General features: G+C 52.0%; 18 protein-coding genes. 9 read left to right on the forward strand and 9 right to left on the reverse strand.

Going from position 1 to position 22573, the window contains the following annotated elements:
* Positions 1-113: 113 nt before the first annotated feature.
* On the forward strand, positions 114-791 hold the full coding sequence (nth, locus tag Pla110_RS03655) for an endonuclease III (protein ID WP_144993375.1): 678 nt from the start codon (positions 114-116) through the stop codon (positions 789-791).
* 27 nt (positions 792-818) lie between these two features.
* Here the strand turns inward: nth and Pla110_RS03660 are convergent, their stop codons facing one another.
* Positions 819-2078, reverse strand: a complete 1260-nt coding sequence (locus Pla110_RS03660) for a hypothetical protein (protein WP_144993377.1) — start codon at positions 2076-2078, stop codon at positions 819-821.
* Between the two features lie 382 nt (positions 2079-2460).
* Here Pla110_RS03660 and Pla110_RS03665 point away from each other — a divergent pair, with 382 nt between their 5' ends.
* The 4 genes from Pla110_RS03665 to hemC all read left to right on the forward strand — a co-directional run bounded on the left by Pla110_RS03665 (position 2461) and on the right by hemC (position 7926).
* The gene (locus Pla110_RS03665) at positions 2461-4605 is read left to right on the forward strand and encodes a peptidylprolyl isomerase (protein WP_144993379.1); all 2145 of its coding nucleotides are present in this window, start codon (positions 2461-2463) and stop codon (positions 4603-4605) included.
* 45 nt (positions 4606-4650) lie between these two features.
* Complete coding sequence (locus Pla110_RS03670; protein ID WP_144993381.1) at positions 4651-5430, forward strand: ComF family protein; 780 nt, start codon at positions 4651-4653, stop codon at positions 5428-5430.
* 261 nt (positions 5431-5691) lie between these two features.
* Entirely contained in the window at positions 5692-6954 is a 1263-nt protein-coding gene (locus Pla110_RS03675) for a DUF502 domain-containing protein (protein WP_144993383.1), read from the forward strand.
* A 33-nt stretch (positions 6955-6987) separates the two neighbouring features.
* Positions 6988-7926 (forward strand): hydroxymethylbilane synthase, encoded by a 939-nt coding sequence (gene hemC, locus Pla110_RS03680; protein ID WP_144993385.1) that lies wholly within the window; start codon positions 6988-6990, stop codon positions 7924-7926.
* 117 nt (positions 7927-8043) lie between these two features.
* Here hemC and Pla110_RS03685 read toward each other — a convergent pair whose 3' ends face one another.
* Positions 8044-9690: an NCS2 family permease gene (locus tag Pla110_RS03685; protein ID WP_144993387.1), complete on the reverse strand. Its 1647-nt coding sequence runs from the start codon at positions 9688-9690 to the stop codon at positions 8044-8046.
* 169 nt (positions 9691-9859) lie between these two features.
* Between Pla110_RS03685 and tadA the strand changes: the two genes are divergently transcribed.
* Together tadA and Pla110_RS03695 are read left to right on the forward strand one after the other, a co-directional pair.
* Complete coding sequence (gene tadA, locus Pla110_RS03690) at positions 9860-10348, forward strand: tRNA adenosine(34) deaminase TadA (protein WP_144993389.1); 489 nt, start codon at positions 9860-9862, stop codon at positions 10346-10348.
* 7 nt (positions 10349-10355) lie between these two features.
* Positions 10356-10847 carry a hypothetical protein gene (locus Pla110_RS03695; protein WP_144993391.1) on the forward strand — a complete coding sequence of 164 codons (492 nt, stop codon included), beginning with the start codon at positions 10356-10358 and terminating at the stop codon, positions 10845-10847.
* Here the strand turns inward: Pla110_RS03695 and Pla110_RS03700 are convergent.
* The 3 genes from Pla110_RS03700 to Pla110_RS03710 all read right to left on the reverse strand — a co-directional run bounded on the left by Pla110_RS03700 (position 10807) and on the right by Pla110_RS03710 (position 12700).
* Positions 10807-11172, reverse strand: coding sequence for a hypothetical protein (locus Pla110_RS03700; protein WP_144993392.1), 366 nt, complete (start codon positions 11170-11172; stop codon positions 10807-10809). The genes Pla110_RS03695 and Pla110_RS03700 overlap by 41 nt on opposite strands.
* An 84-nt stretch (positions 11173-11256) precedes the next feature.
* On the reverse strand, positions 11257-11481 hold the full coding sequence (locus tag Pla110_RS03705; protein ID WP_144993393.1) for a hypothetical protein: 225 nt from the start codon (positions 11479-11481) through the stop codon (positions 11257-11259).
* 1 nt (position 11482) lies between these two features.
* Positions 11483-12700, reverse strand: a complete 1218-nt coding sequence (locus tag Pla110_RS03710) for a metallophosphoesterase (protein WP_144993394.1) — start codon at positions 12698-12700, stop codon at positions 11483-11485.
* A 176-nt stretch (positions 12701-12876) separates the two neighbouring features.
* Between Pla110_RS03710 and Pla110_RS03715 the strand changes: the two genes are divergently transcribed.
* The gene (locus Pla110_RS03715) at positions 12877-16053 is read left to right on the forward strand and encodes a YCF48-related protein (RefSeq protein ID WP_144993395.1); all 3177 of its coding nucleotides are present in this window, start codon (positions 12877-12879) and stop codon (positions 16051-16053) included.
* Between the two features lie 131 nt (positions 16054-16184).
* On the opposite strand, the gene Pla110_RS03720 is transcribed toward Pla110_RS03715, so the two are convergent.
* Entirely contained in the window at positions 16185-16520 is a 336-nt protein-coding gene (locus Pla110_RS03720) for a HesB/IscA family protein (RefSeq protein ID WP_144993396.1), read from the reverse strand.
* Between the two features lie 636 nt (positions 16521-17156).
* Here Pla110_RS03720 and rpsR point away from each other — a divergent pair.
* On the forward strand, positions 17157-17432 hold the full coding sequence (gene rpsR, locus Pla110_RS03725) for a 30S ribosomal protein S18 (protein WP_144993397.1): 276 nt from the start codon (positions 17157-17159) through the stop codon (positions 17430-17432).
* Between the two features lie 224 nt (positions 17433-17656).
* Here rpsR and Pla110_RS03730 read toward each other — a convergent pair whose 3' ends face one another.
* The 3 genes from Pla110_RS03730 to Pla110_RS03740 form a co-directional block, all read right to left on the reverse strand.
* Positions 17657-19153 (reverse strand): diadenylate cyclase, encoded by a 1497-nt coding sequence (locus Pla110_RS03730; RefSeq protein WP_144993398.1) that lies wholly within the window; start codon positions 19151-19153, stop codon positions 17657-17659.
* Between the two features lie 559 nt (positions 19154-19712).
* On the reverse strand, positions 19713-20465 hold the full coding sequence (locus tag Pla110_RS03735; protein WP_144993399.1) for a hypothetical protein: 753 nt from the start codon (positions 20463-20465) through the stop codon (positions 19713-19715).
* Positions 20466-20467: 2 nt separating this feature from the next.
* Positions 20468-21982, reverse strand: a complete 1515-nt coding sequence (locus tag Pla110_RS03740) for a hypothetical protein (protein WP_144993400.1) — start codon at positions 21980-21982, stop codon at positions 20468-20470.
* Between the last annotated feature and the right edge of the window lie 591 nt (positions 21983-22573).

Below are 22573 nucleotides of genomic sequence, written 5' to 3' on the forward strand. Positions count from 1 at the left end.
TAGCATTCTTTATCAGAGCAGGGCAGTTACTTTAAATCGCCCGCTCCAACCAGTATAGAAGAGGGAGCCAGGTTCTTTTGCCCCTTGTTCTCTATCCTGTCGATTGAAGTCTGATGTCTGTTGATCCCGATCAGGAGTTAATTCCCGACCGCAAAAAGCGAGTGCGGCGGATTATCACTCAGCTTAAAAAGCGATACCCCGAGGCTGAGTGCGCCCTGTTTCACGACGGGCCATTCCAATTATTGGTCGCAACGATTCTCTCGGCTCAATGCACAGACGAACGCGTCAACATGGTGACGCCGATCTTGTTTGCGAAGTATCCCACCGCCGAAAAACTGGCGGTCGCAACCCAGAAAGATGTCGAGGAAATTGTACATTCGCTCGGCTTCTTTCGAGCCAAAGCCGCCAACCTGCGAGGCATGGCGCAAGCCGTCGTTGCCGAACACGACGGAGAAATTCCCCAGGATCTGGCCGCCCTTGTCGCGCTACCGGGCGTCGGTCGCAAAACAGCAAATGTAGTTCTGGGAACCGCATTCGGGATTCCGAGTGGCGTCGTCGTGGATACACATGTGAAACGGATCTGCAATCTGCTCGGCCTCACCCGTAGCAAGAACCCCGAGATCATCGAACGGGAACTGCAGGAGATCGTTCCCCGGAAGGAATGGATCGAATGGTCGCACCGTCTCATTCATCATGGTCGCCAAATCTGCATCGCCCGCAGACCACAATGTCCGGAATGCCCCCTGTTGAAAAACTGTCCTCGAGTGGGACTTGGACCGTTGAATAAGTAGGGAAGGTCACTCGCGATTTGAGCGGCATCACTTCCAGAAAACGTCTACCCGATCCAAAATTGGTTGCCGCTCTTCGGATGAATCGAGTTTGATTTCAAACTGAACTCCTTTTCCCGCGGGAAGCGTGGACAGGTCGAGCGACGCCGCTTTGGCTTCAATGATTTTTGAGAAGCCCGGTTTGCTTTGATACTCTTCTCTAACCGTCTGCCAGTCGGTCCATTGGTCGATGTTACCATCTCCATCGACATCAACACCTCCGCGTGCGGTGACTCCATTCGTCCATGGTCCACTGCTGATGAAACTATCGGACCGTTGCACAAAAAGATAGAAGTTCCCTTCCGCAAAACCAACGGAAGGATCCGGATGGAAACCGGTGGCAATTGTGCCACCCCAGGTGAACCGCGTCTTTAATGATTTGCTGAACCAGTAGGCGAGACCGATTTCGCCATCATGTGGATGATAATCGCAGAAGAGATAATAGTACTCGCCCACTTTGATCAGGGTGTAGTCGCCAAACGCGTCCTGAGGTCCGTCATGGATTTCGTATTCGTACGGAATCTCGCTGGTGGGGTGCAGGTAGTGACCAATCTTCCCCGTCGGTTTCGCGCGGACATCAATTGGGGCTGGGTATTCATGGGGAGTAAAACCGTGGATTCCATCCAGACTTTCAGTATGCCCCGCTAACGGAGAATCCCAACTGTGCGTCCGCGCGTTGAGTGGGCTCCAGTCTTCGTAAAAGAGATGGAAGCTTCCGTCCTCATCACGAATAATTCCGGAGTCCGAACCATGAGAAGGATCGGCGAAGACTTTCCCCAGGTCCTGATGTTCGGGAGTGGTTAGGTCGTTATCGAGAATCAGGTGCGGGTCTTCATCGTTCGGGGCATCGTAGTAAATATAAAATGTTCCATTCGCATACTCGGCAGTGGTCACCCAGTCACGACCGATTACATCCGGGTAGTGGGTCCAATTTTGCATGTCCGTGCTGTGCCATGCGCCATAGACGCCACCCCCTCGGGTGGCATTCAGGTACCAGTAATTCTTATCACCTGCAGGAATGAATATGGCCGCGTCTTTTCCTCCGGCAGGGCCCAGATTGGATTCGCTCTTCCAGCCTGTCCATCCAGGTGGTTGAGTGAACTCGATGCGGTCGAGTTGCCGAGGAGATTCACTCTGTTTCAGTTGACTCCGGAAAAGTGTTTTCTCTCCGGTAGGCACCAGTTGCCCCTGATTCACTTCCAGACCCTCGGCACTCTCCGTGGCGGCTTTCCATTCGTCAGTGCTTTTCACAGTCCATTTCGGAGTCTCCCTGGGTGGATTCGCGTGACTAACCGTCATTTTGAGCCCCCACCAACAGAGTGGGACGAGAATGCAAATGCACCGGGTTGAATTCAGGAGAGTGATCATGTTTGGGGACTTTGAGAGAAGTTTTCGCCTTAATAAACAGTGCCGGAGAGATGCCGGCAAATATCTATCATAAGAGGAAACATTTAAGAAAATCCAGAATCAATCCGAAATCTCTCCGTTTGGCCAGTTTGTGGAGAGAATAGCTCGACAGCAGTTGGGGCTCTGGGTAGAGTGAACGGAAATCAGCAGGATGGACTGGTTCGATTTGCAGCCGCAGGATTAAACAACTCAGCCAACCCGATTATTTAGAAACTGGTCAGACAGTATGTTTCTCTCCGTTTGGTTACCGTTTATTTCGCCTCGTAAATCCCGTCTCGGTACGCAGCGCCGTTCGCAGCAGCTATACCGGAATGCTCCCTCAATCGGGACGGTTGAGCATCTGGAAGATCGTACGCTTCTGACGAACTTCTTCGGACTGGAAGGAGGATTCCTCGCCGATGTGTACGATCACATTTCCACCGTCGAACGGGGCAATGAAACCACCGAACAACAAGCATCTCATCAGAGCCTGATTGAAACCGCTAGCGGTCTGACCGGCTTCTCCCATTCCGAAGTGGGAAGCGTTCTGGATGATCTCGAAAAATACTACTCCAAAATTGAAGCCCGCTACGGCGACGTCCTTCGCACCATCTTCGGTGAAAGACCCGACGATGACGATGGCTCATCTGAGTCTCCTGAAAACACTGCTCCTGAAGCAATCGACATTTCTGATCAGGTTGTGACGATTCAGACTGACTTCAGTCTGGATACTTCCACCGCATTTGAAGATGCCGATGAAGACGACACATTAACTTTCGAAGTGACTTGGGATGACGCCCCCACTTTACCCAACTGGGCTAACTTCGATACCGATACCGGCATCTTAAGCGGAACCCCCGGAACCGCTGACCTAGGACAGTTTACCGTGGGAGTCACCGCCACGGATGAAGCAGGCGAATCCGCTTCTACTTCCTTCTCCTTAACTGTTCAGGTTTCTCCGAACGTCGTCATTGGTGACGCCACTTACAATGAAGAAGATGGCGCTGGAAACATGACCTTCGACGTCTCGCTTGATTCTGCTGCGAGCGAGCGAATCACGCTGACGTTGAGCACTGTTGACGGAACTGCCGTAGCGGGATCGGACTACACCTCAACGACAACTCAGGTGACATTCGAAGCGGGAGAAGTCTCGAAAACCTTTTCCGTTCCCGTTCTATCCGATGATGTTCCTGAACTGAGTGAATCATTCACCGTCGTTGTCGACTCTGTTGACGAAGGTACTGTTGCCGACTCCAGCGACACTGGCACGGGCACCATCACTAATGATGATCCTGTTGCCTTGAGCATTGAAGTCGATGACGATTCGGTTATTGAATCGAACAATATCCTTGTGACCAACAAACCGACCGTGACGATACGGGGAAACACGCAGCCTGGTTCAACGGTAACAGTCGCAAAAGACAATGATGGTGTTTTTAATGATGGCACCACCAACGCTGATGCGGATGGAAACTTTCAGTTGGAAGTGCCACTCTCGCATACTGATGCCAACCTGGGTGTAAACAACTTATTTGTTCGAAGTACGCTTGGTGAGGTTTCCAAAACCGAATCGCTAGATATCCACTATTCGATCGGGACAGTCGTTCGAATCGAATCCAATCTGGGTGACTTTGACATCGAACTCCTGGATGATGATGCTCCTAAATCAGTGGAAAACTTCAAAAGCTACTTCGCCGCCTACGCCGGTTCGACCATCCATCGAGCCATTGACGGGTTTATCATTCAGGGAGGCGGATTCGATTTCGATGCGACTACTCAAGGGCTGGTTTCAATTCCGACCAACGACCCTGTTGAAAACGAGTTCATTGCCAAAAACTCCAACGTTCGCGGTACTTTGTCCACGGCATTGCAGTCGGGTAACATCGACAGCTTCAGCAGCGGTTGGTTCATCAACACGGTTGATAACCTCTTCCTGGATAATGTCCCGCACACGGTGTTCGGTCGTGTGATTGGTGATGGCATGGACGTCGTGGATGCCATTTCTAACGCAGACTCGATTAACTTGAACGGAGTTTACGACGGCACTGCTTTTGCGACAGTCCCGCTCGTTAATTACACTCCCTTCACCGACAGCATCGACGGACTGGTTTCCATTGTCGCCGGGTCAACCACATTGACCGGAGTGAACACTCAGTTCCTCACGCAATTACAGAATAGCTTTGGTTCGATCCCCGGATCAGCGATTCGAATTGCGGGTGAAGAATTTGTTGTCGCTTCAGTTGTGAGTGATACGGAGCTGCGACTCAACCAAGCCCACACAGCCGGAGCTACGAATGTTGAAGCCGATATTCACGCACTCCCTTCTGAAGAGAATCTCGTGCTGATCAGCCAGTTCGATATCCTCCTCGCAAGTGCTGCGAACCAAGCTTGATCGAGCGTTCGTTTTCGATGATGTACAGAAAAGGGCTGGGCTCAGATGCTGTTTTATCCGTATCTGCATCCTGTTCGGAAACTGGTACGAAGCGGAATCGATCTCTGTTTCCCACCAATTTGTCCCAGTTGCTACGAAGCCCCCGCACCGCGTAGAGCAACGGACAAGGTGTCGACGCCGGCGCAGCTTTGTCAGAAGTGCCAACGGGAATTGGCTCCTGCTCTACCTTATCGTTGCCCTTGCTGTTCCGCTCCAGTTGGCCCCCATGCGCAGCATAAAGATGGCTGTCCTTTCTGTCGGAAAGAGAACTTTCGGTTTCAGGAAGTTCTGTCGCTGGGAGTCTACGAAGGAAAACTTCGGTCCGCTGTGCTTGCAGGCAAAGAATCAAATGGGCAACCACTCGTTACAGCACTCTCGACTTTACTCTGGGAGCGCGAACAACAGCGGCTGGCGAGTTTTGATCCCCAAGCGATTTGCATCGTGCCCAGACACTGGACGAAAGATCTGCAGCATCTCGACTACGCACCCCTCAATATCGCGAAGCAATTGAGTTCGTGCCTGCGGATCCCCATTTGTTCAGGCTGGCTCAAGCGGACGTCGCGTCGACAGGATCAGGCACGTTTGAAAAGGACGGCCCGTTTAAAGAACTTGAAAGGGGCCTTCCGGGCGAAAATCCCCAGACGACGACAACCCATTTCCCGAGTTTTGTTGGTCGACGACGTAATGACAACCGGAGCCACCGCCAACGAATCGACTGCCGCTCTCAAGCAGGCCGGTGTCGACGAAGTCATGGTGGCCGTGCTGGCCCGTGGACTTGGGAAATAGTTCACAAAGTAAACTCACGCAGAAAATTCACCAAGTCAAAAACTCCCAATCCGCAGTAAGTTTGGAAAAGGGAGAACAGGCCGGAACCAGGCTGCAGGTTCTCGCAACTGGTAGTCGACCTCTATATTCTGTATAACTTGATTCTATAATGCCTCAGTATTACTCAACTTAACAACCGCGCTCAGTGTTGTTTCAAACCCTGTTGTTTCAAGCTGTATTGTTTCAAACTGTGGGGAATTCATCCCCGGGATACCTAAACTCATGTCGGAAACCGATTCGGATACTTCTCCTGAAGAGCCCGAAGAGAAGAAAAAATGGTCGATTCGCAAAGAACCGGCTGTTCAGTTTCTGCTGCGCGGCTTGGCGATCAGTCTCCCGTCCATCCTGACGATTGTCATTCTGATCTGGGTCTTGAATGGGATTAACACTTACATCATCCAGCCAACTAGCTACGCTGTGCAGTGGTCGCTGGCTCAGTTCGTCGACAATTCCGTCAAGACCGATAACCTGCTGATGGTGACCGGCCAACCTGAAATTGACTACTGCGGAGATAATTATCTATGGGAAGCCGATGCCGCCAAGAGATTGAATGAATGGTTTCATAAAACTCTGCCTGACTCCAAAAACGCATTGAACTTGCGTCCGCAAATTTACCAGACTCAACTGAATGCGATCTTTGGTCGAGAGAACTGGCAAAAAGCGATTTTTGTTCCTGTTGGCAAGCGGGAATGGGCTGTTCCCTATACCGATTATCAACTCGCTGCGCAGACGGTTCCTCTGCGGGACATGCCCGTAACGACGTCCGGGATTTATGCACTCGTCGTGGCAGACCAATACTTCGGTGGGTGGGCAAACCTAACTTTCGTGATGGTGGTTTTACTGGTTGTGGCGCTCTACTTCCTTGGGCGTCTCGTTACGGCTCAACTTGGAAACTGGGCGGTACGCAAAGTCGAAACATCCATCTTGGGACGGGTTCCGATCATCAGCAACGTCTACTCCTCCGTTAAACAGATCACCGACTTTCTCTTCACGGAACGATCTGTGGAATACAGCCGGGTCGTGGCGATTGAATACCCACGTAAGGGGATCTGGTCGATCGCGCTCGTCACGGGCGAAGGGATGCTTAAAGTGACTGCCGCAACCAGTGAACCGATGGTAAGTGTTCTTGTCCCCAGTTCTCCGATGCCGGTGACTGGTTACACCATGATGGTCCCTCGCAGTACGCTGGTCGATTTGAATATCAGCATCGATCAGGCATTTCAGTTCTGTATTTCCTGTGGCGTGCTGGTTCCCGAAACTCAAAAAGTAACCCCCGAGGCGCTCCAGCGCGAAATGAACCGACGATTTACGAACACCAGCCATCACATAACCATTTCGCCTCCTCCCGCGAGCCAAACCACCCCGGTCGACTCCGATGCCGTTCCTCAACCGAACCTGATACAATCAGGGGATGAGGAAACGCCCCCAAATCCAGAGGCTGAATCACCTCAGGACAAACCGGCCGATCCTACCTCTCCCGAATAGCCTTGCTCTCTTTTGCTCAGGACCATCGACACTGTGACTGCCTCCACTATTCGCATCGCCACTCGCGCCAGTCAACTCGCGCTTTGGCAGGCCGAGCATGTCGCCGCACTACTTCGCGCTGCTCATCCCGATCTGAATGTTGAAATTGTCCATATCAGTACCATTGGCGACCGCGATCAGACAGAACCCCTGGCCAACATGGGAGGGCAGGGAGTCTTCACGCGGGAAGTTCAACATGCTTTGCTCGATAACCGGGCCGATGTCGCCGTTCACAGTCTGAAAGATCTTCCCACCCAGTCGGCAACCGACGAATTGTTCCTTGCCGCAATTCCCGCTCGCGAAGAAGTTGCTGACGTCCTTGTCTTACCTGCAGACTCCGATCAACAAGCCGATCTGGATTCGCTTCCCGAAGGGGCGCGAATCGGCACTGGTTCCATGCGGCGTCAGGCGCAATTGCTGCATTATCGTCCTGATTTTCAGGTCAGTTCGATTCGCGGTAACGTTGAAACTCGTCTTCGTAAACTGGACGAAGGTGAATACGATGCCATCGTCCTGGCTGCCGCCGGTTTGAAACGACTCAAACTGGAAAACCGCATCTCCCTCAAACTTGGTCCGCCACTGATGCTGGCCGCTGTCGGACAAGGGGCGTTGGGACTGGAATGTCGCACCAGCGATCAGGCGACTCGCGATTATCTTGCCGCGCTCAACGAACCCTATACCTCAGCCGCCGCAACCGCCGAACGGGCGTTGCTCAATGAACTGAAAGCAGGTTGCCACGCGCCAGTCGGAACTAACAGTCACCTTGCCGAAGACTCGGGCCAACTGATGCTCGAAGGAGTTGTCCTCAGCACCGACGGCAAACAACGCTTATACGGTAAAGCGACAGCCTCTATGACCGATGCCGAGCAACTCGGTCGCCAACTCGCCCAGGGACTTCTCGACCAGGGTGCCGCTCCGCTCATTGATGTGTGAGCCAGTTTTCAACTTGTATCAGTGTTTCAATAAACACTCCCCAAGGGTGTCACACAAAGCGGGGAATGCTCTATCGTTGAGAATAGTTCACTACGATTCGTAAGCGGGTAAGCTGAATTAATTTGCTTCTGCTTCCTCTTCAATACGATTTCTCTCAAAGAACCAGATCACGCCAAACAAGACAGCCAGCGACACGTACCCAATCAGGATTCCATACCCGCGAAAAACATAAATACCCTCAGGCGGGGTTTGATGAATCAACAGATAGTCGATGATGTTCCCACTCAGTTGATATGTGTGAATCAAACCGATCCCTGTTAACAACGCTGCCAGTGTGCTCCATATGGTAGCGGCCCCGAACTGGCGTTTGATCAGGCAGGCGGCCATCGCCGAGAGAATCATGCATGTGAAAATATATCCTCGTTCCATGACGAGCAAGCCGTTCAAAAGGAACCCGTTCACATCGAAGTCCCGGTTCTGTTCCAGAACCTCCTGCATGGTGGCGACGCCTTCTCCCGTAAAACTAAGAGCAAAGAATGTTCCCATGACAGCGGTCGCGCCCCAGGCGGCTATCGCTGGAAACAGGCCCATGGCAACGGCGGGGGCGTCTTCCAGAGGAGTGGCCTGAAATGCCTGAGCCGTAATAATGATGCCGATCCACAGCACAATCGCAATTCCCGCTTCAAGCGGTATGATGTTTTGAATAAGGCTTGCCACGCCAGTCAGGCAGATCACAGTGAAGACGATTCCATTCAGGACCGAATAACCTGCCCGGGCTCCCAGCGCTTTCCAACCCGGATGACCGATGTAAATTGTCGTGGGAAAACAACTACCGAAACAGGCACCGACGATACTGCCGAGTCCATTCACGGCCATTGATGAACCCGTCGAATAACTGTCGCCCGCCGCTTCGGCCGATTCAACATTCTGCATGCTTCCCAGAACATTGAACAAGCCCATCGGGACGATGACAGAAAGGTAACCGACCCAGTTATTGTTTTTCGATAGTAATTCCCAAATCTCCTGTCCGTAAAACTGAGGCAGATAAAAGCCGACTTTCTCAATCGAGTTTGAAATCGCCCCCGAATCCATCGCTGGTCCTGCGAGAGCAGTAGGTAATACATTGGGGAGGACCCACGCGGTGATAGTTCCGATTAAGACCGCCAGTAATCCCGCCGGCAGACCGAATGGAAATCGATAATGGCTGAAGTAACCCAGCATGATGATTCCCAGTGGGAGCATGGCGACGAGAGGGCGTTGATAAATCTGGAGAGCAAAGGTCATCGCAATGAATCCAATTGCAATACCGGCCAATGTCGACAGAAGCGCAGCACGAGGGGTGGTCTTGCGGATTTTTGAACCGACGAAGCTTCCAAAGAATTCGATGATGCCACTTCCCAAACAGGCAACCAGCCCCATCTTCCAGGCCAGGTCGGCATCCAGCGTACTGTCGTAAACGGGCTTCATGACAAACAGCACGTAGATAATCACCGACGGAGTATTGATTCCATACGGTAATGCAGTGACATCATCTCGGCCAGTTTGCTTTGCCAGTCGCCACGCCTGCCACGCATAGAACAAATTCCCCACCAGCAAACTCATTGCGATTCCGGGAAGAATGGCGTGGGTCAGTAATTCGGAATCTGGGGTGATTCCACACAGGCCAAGCAGCGAGAAGATCAGAATCAACTGCACCAGGTTGTCGATGAACAGACCGAAAAAACCGTCGAGGTCACCTTTGCAGAAGAGGGGCAGGCGTTTCATGAAGGGGGCCGATCAGGATAAGATATGGGAAACACGCGGCGAGACCGTTTCCTCAGGAGTTTTAGATCTCGATAATACTCTGCAGACGACGTAAACTCAAAGGGACGCGTAGTCGATCTGTCCGCACCTCCGTCACGATATCTCGAACTTGAAATCAGGAACCCATTCGTTGCTTGAATCGACGCCCAATTTATTACAACCCCACGACCGCTGGATGCAGTTGGCCCTCAATCAGGCACGCATGGCCTTCGAACAAAAAGAAGTTCCGGTTGGCGCCGTGATTGTGTACAACGAACAAGTCGTCGGAGAAGGGCACAATATGCGGGAGACTTTGCAGGACCCCACGGCCCACGCCGAGATGATTGCCATCACCCAGGCAGCGGAGACGCTTGGTTCATGGCGTCTGCTTGACTGCACTCTCTATGTCACGCTCGAACCTTGTCCGATGTGTGCGGGAGCGCTGGTGCAATCCCGGATCCCCACGATCGTCTATGGTGCCACCGATCCCAAAGGAGGCGCCTGTCACACGCTCTACCAGATCACCGACGACAGCCGGCTCAATCATCGAGCGAGCGTTCTCGGTGGAGTGCTGCAGGAAGAATGCCGGTTCCTGTTACAGGACTTTTTTGCGCAACAGCGGGCGCTGGGAAAGAAGTAAGGCGACTATGTCCAGCAACCGCCAGCTTCCATTTCACCGGCATCTCTTTTTTGCCTGGCACATCACAATCGCCGTTTTGTGGATGCTCTTCAGCGTGGCATATATTTGGAACGGAGCGGAAACGAAATACACGCCCGGTCGGTTGTTCGGCTACGCGCTAGTGGTGGCCTGCCACTATGTCTTCGTTTCAGCCTTCTTGAACTTTCGCTACTTGCAATCTGCCGATCCTGAGATCGAGGACATGCTCCGTCGCACCCAACATCGGCAGCTGAACTATCGACGACTCTATCTACGAGTGGGGCTGCTGGCGGCAGGCACGTTTTTCTCCCTGCTGCTAATCGTATGGGGACTGTTGCAGCTGGCTGATACCAAACCGGACGGCGGTATCTTAACCCTCCTAGTTCTGGGAACGATCGGGTTGCAGTTTCTGGCATTCAAGGTCGTTCGCATAAAAACGGCTATTCGTTTTCTGCAGGAGAAACTGGAGCAAGCTGAATAGGAACACTGGCCGGATTGGAAATGCCATCCTCCGTCAAGAGGTGGTAAAAGGTCAATCCATTAATTTCTCGTTGCTGCGAATTCGGTGGCGCCAATTGCACCGGGCCCTGGACAGGGGCTTGCACTGGGATCGCTCGAGAAGTGATTAACTTCTCCAGCTCTGCCACGCGTGCTTCTAATTTCTGAACTCGTTTTTTCAAATCCTGTTCTTGCTGCTGCGGTGATTTATCTTGCCCCCAGGTCGGCATCGCCACAGCGAGGCCCAGAAACATTGTTCCGATGACGACAGCACCAATAGCATTAGACCGGTTGGATGACAGAGCCATGCGAGAATTCTCCAGAAGGAAAAAGTGCAGTTGAGATAGCACCAGTTTCGCATTGATCACAGAATAGATCAATAGAAATCCCAATCACTCCTCTGCCTTCTCGTGCAGTCGCTGTTGTCGTTTCCAAGTCTTGAAGCAGACGATCAATACCACCCAGAACCCGAGTAACCCCCACAGCCAAGGGGCAACTTCGTCATTCCACCATTCAGAGAAGATTGCAGGAATCAGCAGAAAAATGCATAAAATGGGAACGCCATACAGAGCGGTGTGTTTGAGTTGTTTCCGGGAGGGTTCGGGAGTCGAGTTCATCTTATTCGCTTCCTCTCTGATCATTCACCGTTTGTGCACACAACATCAGCTTGGTCACTTCCGGTTTGCAGTGGAAGCGTAGGGGGTGTTGGCCCGAAACTCCTCGGGAGACATGCATGACTGTCTTGCCGGAGGAAAAGGTGCCCGCCGCGTAACGCGTCCCTGTTTTAGATGGGGAATAGACGGGACCAATCAGCGGGATTCGGATTTGACCACCATGATTGTGACCAGCGAGCACCAGGTCGGCGGAGTGCTTGACGCCCCACTGGTAATAATCGGGGGTGTGCGTCAGGAAAATACGGAGCGTTTTCGGATCTCGTTTCTCTGTAGGCCAGTCGGGGTGCCCGTTCATCCAGGGGACTTCGCTTCCACCCAGTTCCACATCGCAATCTCGCCATTGAGTGATCAGCGTGTGACCACCGAGATCGATCCAACCGGCGTTTTGCATGGTGCTGCGGATCGTCTGCTCGTCGAGTTCATCGTCATGGTTGCCAAGAATGAAATAACGACCAAGGGGAGCGGATAGTTGGTTGAGTGTCGAGTCAAACCAGCTGAGGGCCTCCATCTGGTCGAGCAGGTCTCCCGTAAAAATGACGACGTCCGGGTTGAGCTCCTGCGATAGCCGGCAGACTTCTTCGAAGTATTCCTGTGCTACCGTACCGCACATGTGCGTGTCCGAGATGTGCAAGATTGAAAGTTGGTCGAGTTCTTGAGGAAGTTCAGGGATCAACAGTTTTTTAGTATTCAATTCAATCTGGAATTGCTCATTGAAGGGCAGCCAGGCGAGGCTCTGGTAGGGGCCGGCGCCAATTGGTTTTTGTCCCAGCTTTTTTGCGATGTCCTGCACAGTGGAATCAAGCTTGAGCAGTTTGGGGGTAAGACGTTCCAGATAATGCCGAGTGACGGAAAAGACGAAACCGAGGAATCCTAAGGCACAGAGAGCGCAAAAGAGAATCCAGCCGGGTGACAGCGACCGCCAATGGTCGTTCCACAGAAGTTGCGGGCCGGTCAGCCCCAGCCCGTACAGCATCCACAGGGGCACCAGCGGAATGGCAACATCGTGCAGAATGCGGTAGCGTCGCAGGGTTTTATGCCCCAGCGGCAGGGCGTGCAGCCTGTTCATTAATGCGACCCACAACTGCGTGTGACCGATCACCAGGCAGGCGAGCCAGAAGAGATTTCCGTAATTCATGAACTGTCCCAGCGGGGAAGTAAACACAAAGCGAGTTCCGTCCCTGTCATCGTAGTCAATCTGGAGAGGAAGGGGTACTGACCAGGGCCGTCACAACTCTTGAAATGAGGGCAACTTACTTGCTCTCAGAGCGAAGTGGTCTCAACAGAACAGCACAAATTGCCTAAACTGTGGGAGAATAGAAAGTCTCGAAGGGAATCGTTATGACTTATCGACCGATCATTTTGCTTGTTTGCTTGCTCACTCTGGGATGTTTTTGCGCAGGGACGACCTGCTCGACCAGTCGCGCAGACGAACCCGCGCTGCTGCCGCAGAACGAGGATGCCCAACCGCTGACTCCGGGCGCCGCCGTCATTCCCATTCAGGAAGATGCCCATTTTCGGGATGTCTGTCTGATCGACGCCGAAGTCGGTTTCGCCGTAGGGGATCAGGGGGCGATCTGGAAAACAACAGACGGGGGAGAAAGCTGGAAGTGGCAACCGACTGGGTTCGCTTTCAGTTTGACCGACGTTTGTTTTCTCACTCGCAAGGTGGGATGGATTGCTGCTCGCGGCGTTCATCCCTACGGTCAGGAAGGATGGGGTCTCATCCTGCATACGCGCGATGGTGGAGCTACCTGGAACCGTCTACCCCAGAATCAACTTCCGCCGCTCAACTCGGTTCAATTCTTTGATCTGGAAAACGGTGTCGCCATTGGCGAAGCCTCTCCTCAATACCCCAGCGGTGTGATGGTCACCAGTGATGGTGGGCAAACATGGATTGCCCGTCCGGGTGAGTCGGACAAAAACTGGCTTGCTGGTCACTTTGCCAATATCCAGGAAGGAGTGGTAACCGGAGCACTCGGACAGATTGCCCAAGCCACACCCGACCAGTTCTCCCCCGTTACTTTCAGTCAATTCGACTTGCGTGCGCTGCGGGATGTTCATTATTCCCGGAGTGGAGCCTGTTGGATTGCCGGGGAAGGGGGCAGCCTTTTTTATTCAAAGAATCAGGGAACCAGCTGGTCAGAACCTCCCAGTAAACTACCCGACCCCCTGGCGCTGATGCAGGATTTTCAATCCGTCACTCAAGCAGGTTCGCATGTCTGGGTTGCCGGTTCGCCCGGTTCAGTGATCTGGCATTCGCCCGATGAAGGACAAACCTGGGAACCACAATACACGGGACAAACTGTCCCCATTGAAAAGATCACGTTCAACTCGGACTCACACGGATGCGCCGTCGGTGCCCTGGGCACCATTCTCCTGACACAGGATGGAGGACGAACCTGGCGCAATGTGAAAGGGGGCGACCGGCATGTGGCCCTGATGCAGGTTGCCATTGATCGCGAGAATATCGACGTCCCACTTCTGGCCCAACAATCGGCGGAGCAGGGGTATCGTTCGTTCGTCTATCTGCCTGTTCGAGATGATGTTCCCCAATCACATTATCGAGGTAGCGCTTCCGGACCCCTTCTTTCGAACTCCTCCGTGCTGGCCGTTCATGGTTCTCACTCCGTCACTGCCTGGCAGTTTCCATTAGTCAGTCCCGATCTGGAATATGACCGGATGGGATTGATTGAAGAACTGAACCGCTGGTCGGACGGTAACCTCGGTCCGGTGATGCTGGAGGCATTCGTCTGTCAACTCCGGACATGGCGACCGGAAGTACTTGTCTTGCCGCAAGCGGATACCAAAAACGAAATCAACAAACTATTCCAGCAGGCCTTCCATGAAGCGATTGCCGCCGCAGCCGATCCGACACGTTTTCTCAAGCAGCAAGAACTCTTGGGATTGAAACCCTGGCAAGTCAAACGAGTCTTTTATCAGGCGGCCGATGGGCGAGTTGGCGATGTGGAAGTCGATCCGTATGATTTACTGGCTCGTAAATCTCAGACAATCATTGAGTTCGCGGCAAGTGGTTTACATCAGACCGGTCGGGGCAATCTCGACTCGATTAGTCCTGTTCATTATCAATTCGTTCCGCCCACGGATCCTAATATTCGCCAGCCATCGAGTAGTTTCTTTGGCGGGATTGTCCTCGCTCCCGGTGGGGCTGCTCGGCGGCAACTTGAACCCTTGAATGAAGAAGCACTGGAGAAAGCGAAGAAGCTGGCTCAGCGACGCAAGCATCTGACGGCGATCAGTGAATATTCTCTCGATGAACAGGGGCATTCCGGACAAATGCTCTCGGAATTGCATCAGAGCTTGCGCGGATTCACCCCTCGTCAGGCATCCGAGCACCTGGCGCAGCTTGCCAGACAGTATCGTGAACAAGGTTACGCTGAACTGGAAGAGTTGGTCCTGGTCGAATTGATCAATCTTTATCCCCACGAATCGATCACATCGCATGCGGTTACTCGGCTCTACCACATCTGGTCGAGCACGGAACTTGCCTGGATCCGTTCCCGAGAATCGGTGGTTCAGCAGGAAACAGGCCGATTAAACCGTCAGGCCCAAGGGGACCTCATTCGACAGGCGGAAGCTCTTCGTGGACAGCGGAGCGCCGATGCTCCTCCACTTCTCTTGAAAGGGGAACAGGATCCATTCGAACAGACTCAACGGGAAGGTGATTTCAAAGTCGGACCACAAAAGGACTGGCGAAACGCACGGGTGAAACTGTGGCGAACACAAGCGGTCCAACTGGCCGAATATTTTCAGACAGCCGACGAATACCAATTCCATACGCCTGCGATCCAATTTCCTCTGGCCGGTTTAATTCGAGAACTGGAGCCGGCCGATCGTCGGCAGTTCGCCTCGGCGGAAGCCAACGACCCCGTGGCACTCTTCCAACTGATTGGGGCTAACTCACGTCCCTCCGTTGCCAGTAAGAAAACCAAAACCCCACCCCACCTGGATGGCCTGCTGTCCGATCCCTGCTGGGAAAAAGCGGGAGAAATCCGCCTCTCTTCAGAACGTTCCCAGCCAACCGGGACAGACAATCGACCAATTCTGTTTCTCGCACACGACGACAAGTTCCTGTACGTCGCCGGTTCCTTCCCGAAACTCGACATACCTTACGCCGAGACGATAACAGCGGGCCGGCAACATGACGAAGCGGCGGCTGGGTTTGATCGGTTGCAGATGGTGATCGACCTCGATGCGGACTACCACAGCGCGTATGAATTCACATTTGATCAACGCGGCCAGATCAGTGAATCCTGTGTAGGTGATAGCCGTTGGGATCCGCAGCTTTATCTGGCCGTCGTGCAGGACGAAACACACTGGCGATTGGAAGGAGCTATTCCCATGGAAGAGCTTTGCCCCCACGCGCCCGAACCGGGCCAGCGCTGGGCCGTCTGTCTGCAACGCATTGTTCCTTCGGTTGCGGTGCAGGGCTGGGCATTACCCACCGGGCAAGAGGTGACTCCCAGTTCCTTCGGAACAGTGATGTTTGAAGAGTAGTGATGTCCGAGGAAATGGCCAATCGTCTGGACGCCAGTTACGGTTCCAATTGAACGTACGTCGCAAACAAAAACAGCCTCTGGAAATGATTCACTTCCGGAGGCTGTTTTGTATTTGGTCGTCACAGGAAACTAGCTGGAGAAGCTGCTTCCACATCCGCAAGAGCGGACGGCATTCGGGTTGTTGAAGACGAAACCGCGTTGGTGCAGTTCGTCTTTGAAATCAACGACGGTGCCATCAAGGTGCAGTGAGAATTGCTTGTTCACGGCAACGTTCACACCATGTTGTGCCGAGACTTCATCTGCGGCGGCGTCGGGATTTTCATCGAATCCGAAGGTGTACTGCATTCCGCTACAGCCACCACCACTCACACCGATGCGAACACTGGTTGTTTCGGGCATTTGCTGTTCAGACATGACTCGCTTGATTTCAGAAGCAGCTTTTTCAGTAATGGTCACAGCAGTCATAATGGATTTCACTCCTCGGTATACTTTTAAAAGTCACGTTCAAAGCGTAGTTGTTTACGATGGAACGCTTTGAATACGGTAATCGCCGTAGAAAATGGGGGAACTTTATCTGGATGCCGATCTTTATATCGGTATCGAACCGACTCCTGCGTTATCTTGATGACAATTGGCTCAAGGCTAGCACGTTCAGGAGAGGTTCTCTCCCTGGGGAGTCGCTCAGATATTCCCTCAAGGACCAGAATTATAACCACAAACTGGGTGGGGAGGTAGGGGAAACCTGACCAGATTACCAATCTTCGGACTCAGAACTTACTAAATAAACTGGACGAAGTTATCGAGTTAATGTGTTGTCGGTTTCACTGTATTATAGGCCAAGCGTGGAGACGAGGTAATTCGCAGACCTCCTATCGCTTGAAAATGAGCTTCGAATTGTTACACTGGCCCTCTTCGAATCAATACGCGCCCTCGATATAGGGTGAGTTTTGTTCGTAAATCATTGTATGAATTCAACTTACAGATAATGCTCCATGGGGAGCACTACTGGTCCAGGCGGTCCTCCGACCGCGCCGAACGGTTCGACCCTGTGAAAAACGGGGCCAGAGAGATCGTTCGGACAACGTAGTAAAAGGAAAATTGATGGCGATTAATCGTGCCGAAGTCCGCAAAATGCGGCGGAAACGAGCCAAGCTCAAGAAGAAGATGAAATGCCGGTTCTGTCCCAGTGGTGTCATTCCACGTCCCGTCTATGTGGACTACAAGGACCTCAAAACCTTGCGGACCCTGGTTGACCGCGAAGGCCGCATTCTGCCGCGTCGCCGTACCGGCACCAGCCCCGTCTACCAGCGAGCCGTCCGCAAAGCCGTCATGCGAGCCCGATTCATCGGTCTGCTCGCCTTCGTCTCGGACGAATAAATCGCCGCAGCAAAACGAACCGCTGCAGATTGACCCACAAAGAAAACAGCCTCCGCTGGAAACACCGGAGGCTGTTTTTTTTATGCGCCGAATTTTTCTGTATAGTGACCGTGATTTGCACGTCACTTTGAATTAGAGCGTGAACTTGAAAGTCACTTGGGATTGGGACGCGAACGGACTGAGAACGATTTTGTAGAAATTAAGGTGTCTATTGTGCGCGACAGTCAATCAGTGGTTGATCCCACTTGGTAGACATCATTAGTCTCCTGGTCCGGAAATACATTAACCATTCCATCTTCTGAGACGACCACGATCACACAATCTGGATGAGTGTTGATGTAACGCGTGACCGAATTGAACCTCGCTCCCCGGGACGGATCTTCGTTCGGTGCTAAGTTACCGTCGAGAATTAAACCTACCCCATGACAGACTCCTTGCGGGTCCACCATGATTGCTCCATCGATTGACATTGCTCCGCAAAGGGCGTTCTCATCAAAATCAAAAGGACGAATTCCGAACATCCCCGCAATTCGCTCGCATTCGTTTGCCGCGTTTTTTGAGATGACTACGACAGCCCCATGATGAGATTGGGCTGCAATTTTTACGATTTCGCAAAGGATATCTGAGTTAGATACGACTCCAAACTGCTTGGCGAGAGCAGACCGAACAATATCCAATTTTACTGGAGGTTGAGGAAGGCCCGGGTTACCATATCGTACGTCCATGAGCGTCGTACCTAGATGTGACATCTGCCAATGGTGATGTCCTTTAAATTCGACCGTGCAAATTTCCATTTTTGATGGATCGTATTTTGTCTTGTCGAACCTACCGAGTCCCCATGCATATCGCGAATCACACAAAATCGACAAGCCACCGCTGCACATCTCAAGCATCTTTCGAACACGTCGGTGGTGATTGAGCAACATTGGGAGCTTATATTTGAGTACAGTATCGATCGCCGGGTGAGCGGGATCGGCAATAATCATCCCTCCCAATCCTTCCCGCTTCTCGTAGGGGAATGAGGCGATGATGTTGCATGCGTCGAACAACTTCAATGCGCCACGATAATGGATGTCCAGGCCCGGTACGAGATTTCCGGAACGACTATGCATTCGCATAAAAAAATCACCAGCCACTCGAAGCGTTTGTTGAGAATCGAGCGGTTCGTAGCCTTTCTCTCTGCCAGGATTTCGCTTATCCAATTCCTCAGCGAACTGGTTAAGTACAGCCTCAATCACTCCGAACTGCAGCGATGGCCACCTACCATGATTGGTGAATACGTCCATCGTGACTGTGGGATACTTCATGAGATCGGTCTCACTAAAGATGGCCACCAGCGCGACCACTTTACCATTCACCTCCACCGTCGGCGAGACGGAGCTCAGCAGTCCCTGCCCATTAATCGCATGCTTGACCGCGTCTTGGATCTCTCCCCACCACTCCCCGCATTGCATGTCATAAGCCTGATAACCTCGGTACCATTCGACTTCTTCAAGATCATCGGATGGATGCAGTGGGAACTGCTGTGGATGCGAGAAGTGTTTTTCGATTTCAAAATTCGCAGCATATCCGTCTTCTGCCAACACGGACATGGAGCCGGCGTCTACTCCCACCAGAATGACGTGGCATTCGATTTTGCAGCTCAAAAGGTCGAGCACGTCCCTGAGATGCTTTTCGCAGGCTGCGAGAATTTGTTTTTCGAAGCGAAGAATCTGATGCATGAAGTGTCCAGGCCAAAGTGAGAACCGCGATTTTAATAATAAACTCTCAGACAGTGATCCTCTGACGAAAAATTAGCCATTTTGGCCCAATGGACTCACACAAGTGAATGGAGTAAAGAGTGTTGGTACTAACACGCCGATACATTTTAGGCTTTGTCCAACTCAAAGTCATTAATTGCCTTTTACCTAAGGTGAACTTGGTGCCGGAATTGGAACTCAATGTCATGCACTCTGGCAACTGTTGAAAAGCCGTACCACACTCTCACTGAGATCGCTGATCGCTGCTATTAAACAAAAAATGACTCGTCACGAGCTATCGAGACGAGCCGTTTAAGTTCTACTTCGGGATGACAGTACAGGGGTTGATCTTTTCTTGGAATCAATTGGCGACTTAACAAGGGCGTTTGCCGTGAGCGTTCACACCCTTTAATAGCAACTCTTATTTGACTGACGAGTGTCGTTTATGATTATAGAAACCTCACTTGCTCGACAGGGGTGTTCCTGTAGCGGTAGGAGTTGCGAGACGTTGAGTTTTGATTGGTACAAATTCCGCTAAGGGCTATTCCGAACTACGAATATAGATCTGGTCAAACTCATCTTGTACCGAGGGGATTGGTGCATTGGGAGTCAAGTTCATGACCAAATCTTTCTCCAAGATTCGCACTCGATATCTCCAACCCGCTGGTAGCTCCTTAAAACGCTCTCCCAGATTTTCGAGCTGTGGTTGAGGCACTTTGTGGCCTTGCAGAATATAAACATGACCGTCCGTGTCCACGAGTTGATAAACGGGTTTGCCAGCCTTCCAAGTAAGGTTCTGAAACTTAGCCGGATTGAAGACGGTATATTTCGCAATCTTTAAAGTGCCGGGAGGGAGATGTGCGCCGAAGACCATGTTGATCTTTGCGACCTGCACGGGTTGGGACGCCATCACGCCGACTTCATCCATCGACCACCACTGCGGCCCGTTCTTGTAGACTGATTTGGCACCAAACTCCTTCGCCAGCGCTGTCGTATCAAGGTTCTCCCACCATTCCAGGTCTGCCTTCGCCAAAGGTGACGTGCTGTAGATGTCGGACCCTTTGTCGCTGTAATTGAATACGAGCTCACAGTACTGATACCCGCGCGACTCGGGTAGCGTCTGCAGGGTGAGCGTCATCGTTTTTCCTTGCCCGGTCATCATCGTGACAGCTGGAATCGCCGAAGCAGCATTTTTAGTGGTCTGTTCCTGAGCCAAACTGGGGTCCAGAATAATTAATACTATGATCGCACTTAAAACGATTTTAATCGTGATTCGTTGTTTTGTTTTATTCATGGTCACTGGGCTCCAGTTTTCTCAAATTCCGCTTTATTGGTGTAGTAGCCTCTGGGAAAGTACGGTCCCATCACTTCTTCGCCGGTCCCGGGTTTGGTAATTTTGTCAGGGCGTTCATTCCACGTGGGATTGTTGGCCATGATTCGCATGATCAGCATGCCGAAGTCTGGCCGGTTCCTGTCATCTTCAAGCCCTTCTCCGCGGGAACTCCATTCCAGCCAGGCGACACCGTTCTCAACAGTCGCGTTTCGGGGCCGATCTTCGGGGCGACTGACGACAATTGTATAGTTTCGATCTGCATCTAGCGGAACCTGGAAGTCGGAGATTCCATCGACGACTTGCCCACTGGGAACTGATTCGCAGCTTACCAAAGACCAGTATTGCGTCTGAGTTTCCGGCATTGTGAAATGGGCTTGCCCATCCTTTTCAGAAAAGGTATCAGGAAATGTGGGCATCTTTCCCTTCAAGACATAGACCGGGCCGAATTTTCGCGACAGAAAAGTTAAAAGATAAGGCCCCTCGCCTCCTCCCTCCATGGCACCTTCAAAAGTAATCTTCGAGCGTTCTGCCGGCGACTTGAAAGCACCTACCAGTGTATAGGCGTTGGTCCAGTACTTTTCCCAGCGGTTCGGATTACGAGCGGGCGCCGTTTGTGGTGTCAGGGTTGGATCATTATTGTTATTGTTCACCAAAGACACCCACTCGTCAGTGCTCATTGGTTGTTTGGTTGCTTCGGAGAACGGCTTACCAAACTGTCGCACGACATCCTCTGCAGTGAGTTTGGTGCCATCAGCCAGTGTTGCTTCATAACTGGGCAGGCCGGTATTTGCGTAGGGTTCTTCGGCTGGGCCCCAGCCTGCCCCGTCCTTATGCTGGTTGGCAAGATAAATCCGGATTACTGCTTGAAGCACGGCGCCCTCTCGGCCTACATAAAGTGTATTCTTCTCTCGCGCTGATGGGTTGAGGGGAGTCGGTTCGGCGACTATGCGGAGAGTGTAATCGCGTCGGGGAGATAAACGATCGGCACCAACACGAAATGGATTAATAGAACCTGGATCAGGTTCTATATCAGGACCGCGAAAGGATTCACCAATCGCTACGAACGTCTCCCGCTCAAATTTATAAAGCGCGAACTGGAAAAAGCGAGCGTACGGAAATTGACCACGAAGATATAGAGTACTACCTGCTGGCATGGAGAGTCGGCCAATGAAATAGGTCGATTGCATGTCCGGCCACAAATTAGGGTTTTGAATTGGCTTAGGTCGTTCCAGAAAATTCCAGTAGACCCATCCCCGAGGACCCTGGAAGAGCGGATCGTGACCGTACCGTTCGTCGGTGCGGATGACATTGCCGAGTGACTTCTCGGCATGCAGGCTCACATTGGAGGCAGAACTTCGGAGTTCAGAGCCAAGCTGATCGTCTGCCAGTAAGGTAGATAATAATCCGAGAGTAAAGGCCATCGAGGTGAGCAAGGTTGCTCTTGTGATTCCGAAATGGAGGGGAAAAGCCAGATTCATGTCTTCGACTCTCGCTGGTTATTGGTTCGCTAATTGGGGGCTATTAATTTTAAGTAGATTGGGATGTCAACTCCTATGGTCAGTAGGGAGATAGACTGAAGAGGATGAGGTTCAAGTGGCATCCAGTTGCCCTCAGTGATTTGCCAACCCGGAAGATACCAGCGGACAACGTCGCTGCATCCGTCAATAATCGGGTGGAACTTGTCCGACTTTGGGTTTCCATTAAAGAGAATCGTGACGGTGTCGTTGGAGTAACGATATGAAGCGATGTTACTGATATCCACCATCTTGAATATACGGTGCCTTGGAGGAGATCGCAATAACTTGACTTGAAAATCCAACCACCCTGTCAACCATTGCCACGTGAGTGTCCACTGAGTGGAGACAGGCTCCTATCGATAAATGAAATACAGAACATGTTGAACGGTGATAATCTAAGGTCACTCGAGGTCAGTAATTTGAAAGGGCTTGGTGTGAGTTGCCTTAAGTGGCCTGTTGCGAGGGGGAAGCTTGATTCCGCTGCCAGCGCGTTTCCCAAAGATCTCGCCATGCCCCTTATCACCATGGTTAAGGTCGTCTCGTATTGATGAA

Source organism: Polystyrenella longa (assembly GCF_007750395.1).
In the GTDB taxonomy this organism is placed as follows: domain Bacteria; phylum Planctomycetota; class Planctomycetia; order Planctomycetales; family Planctomycetaceae; genus Polystyrenella; species Polystyrenella longa.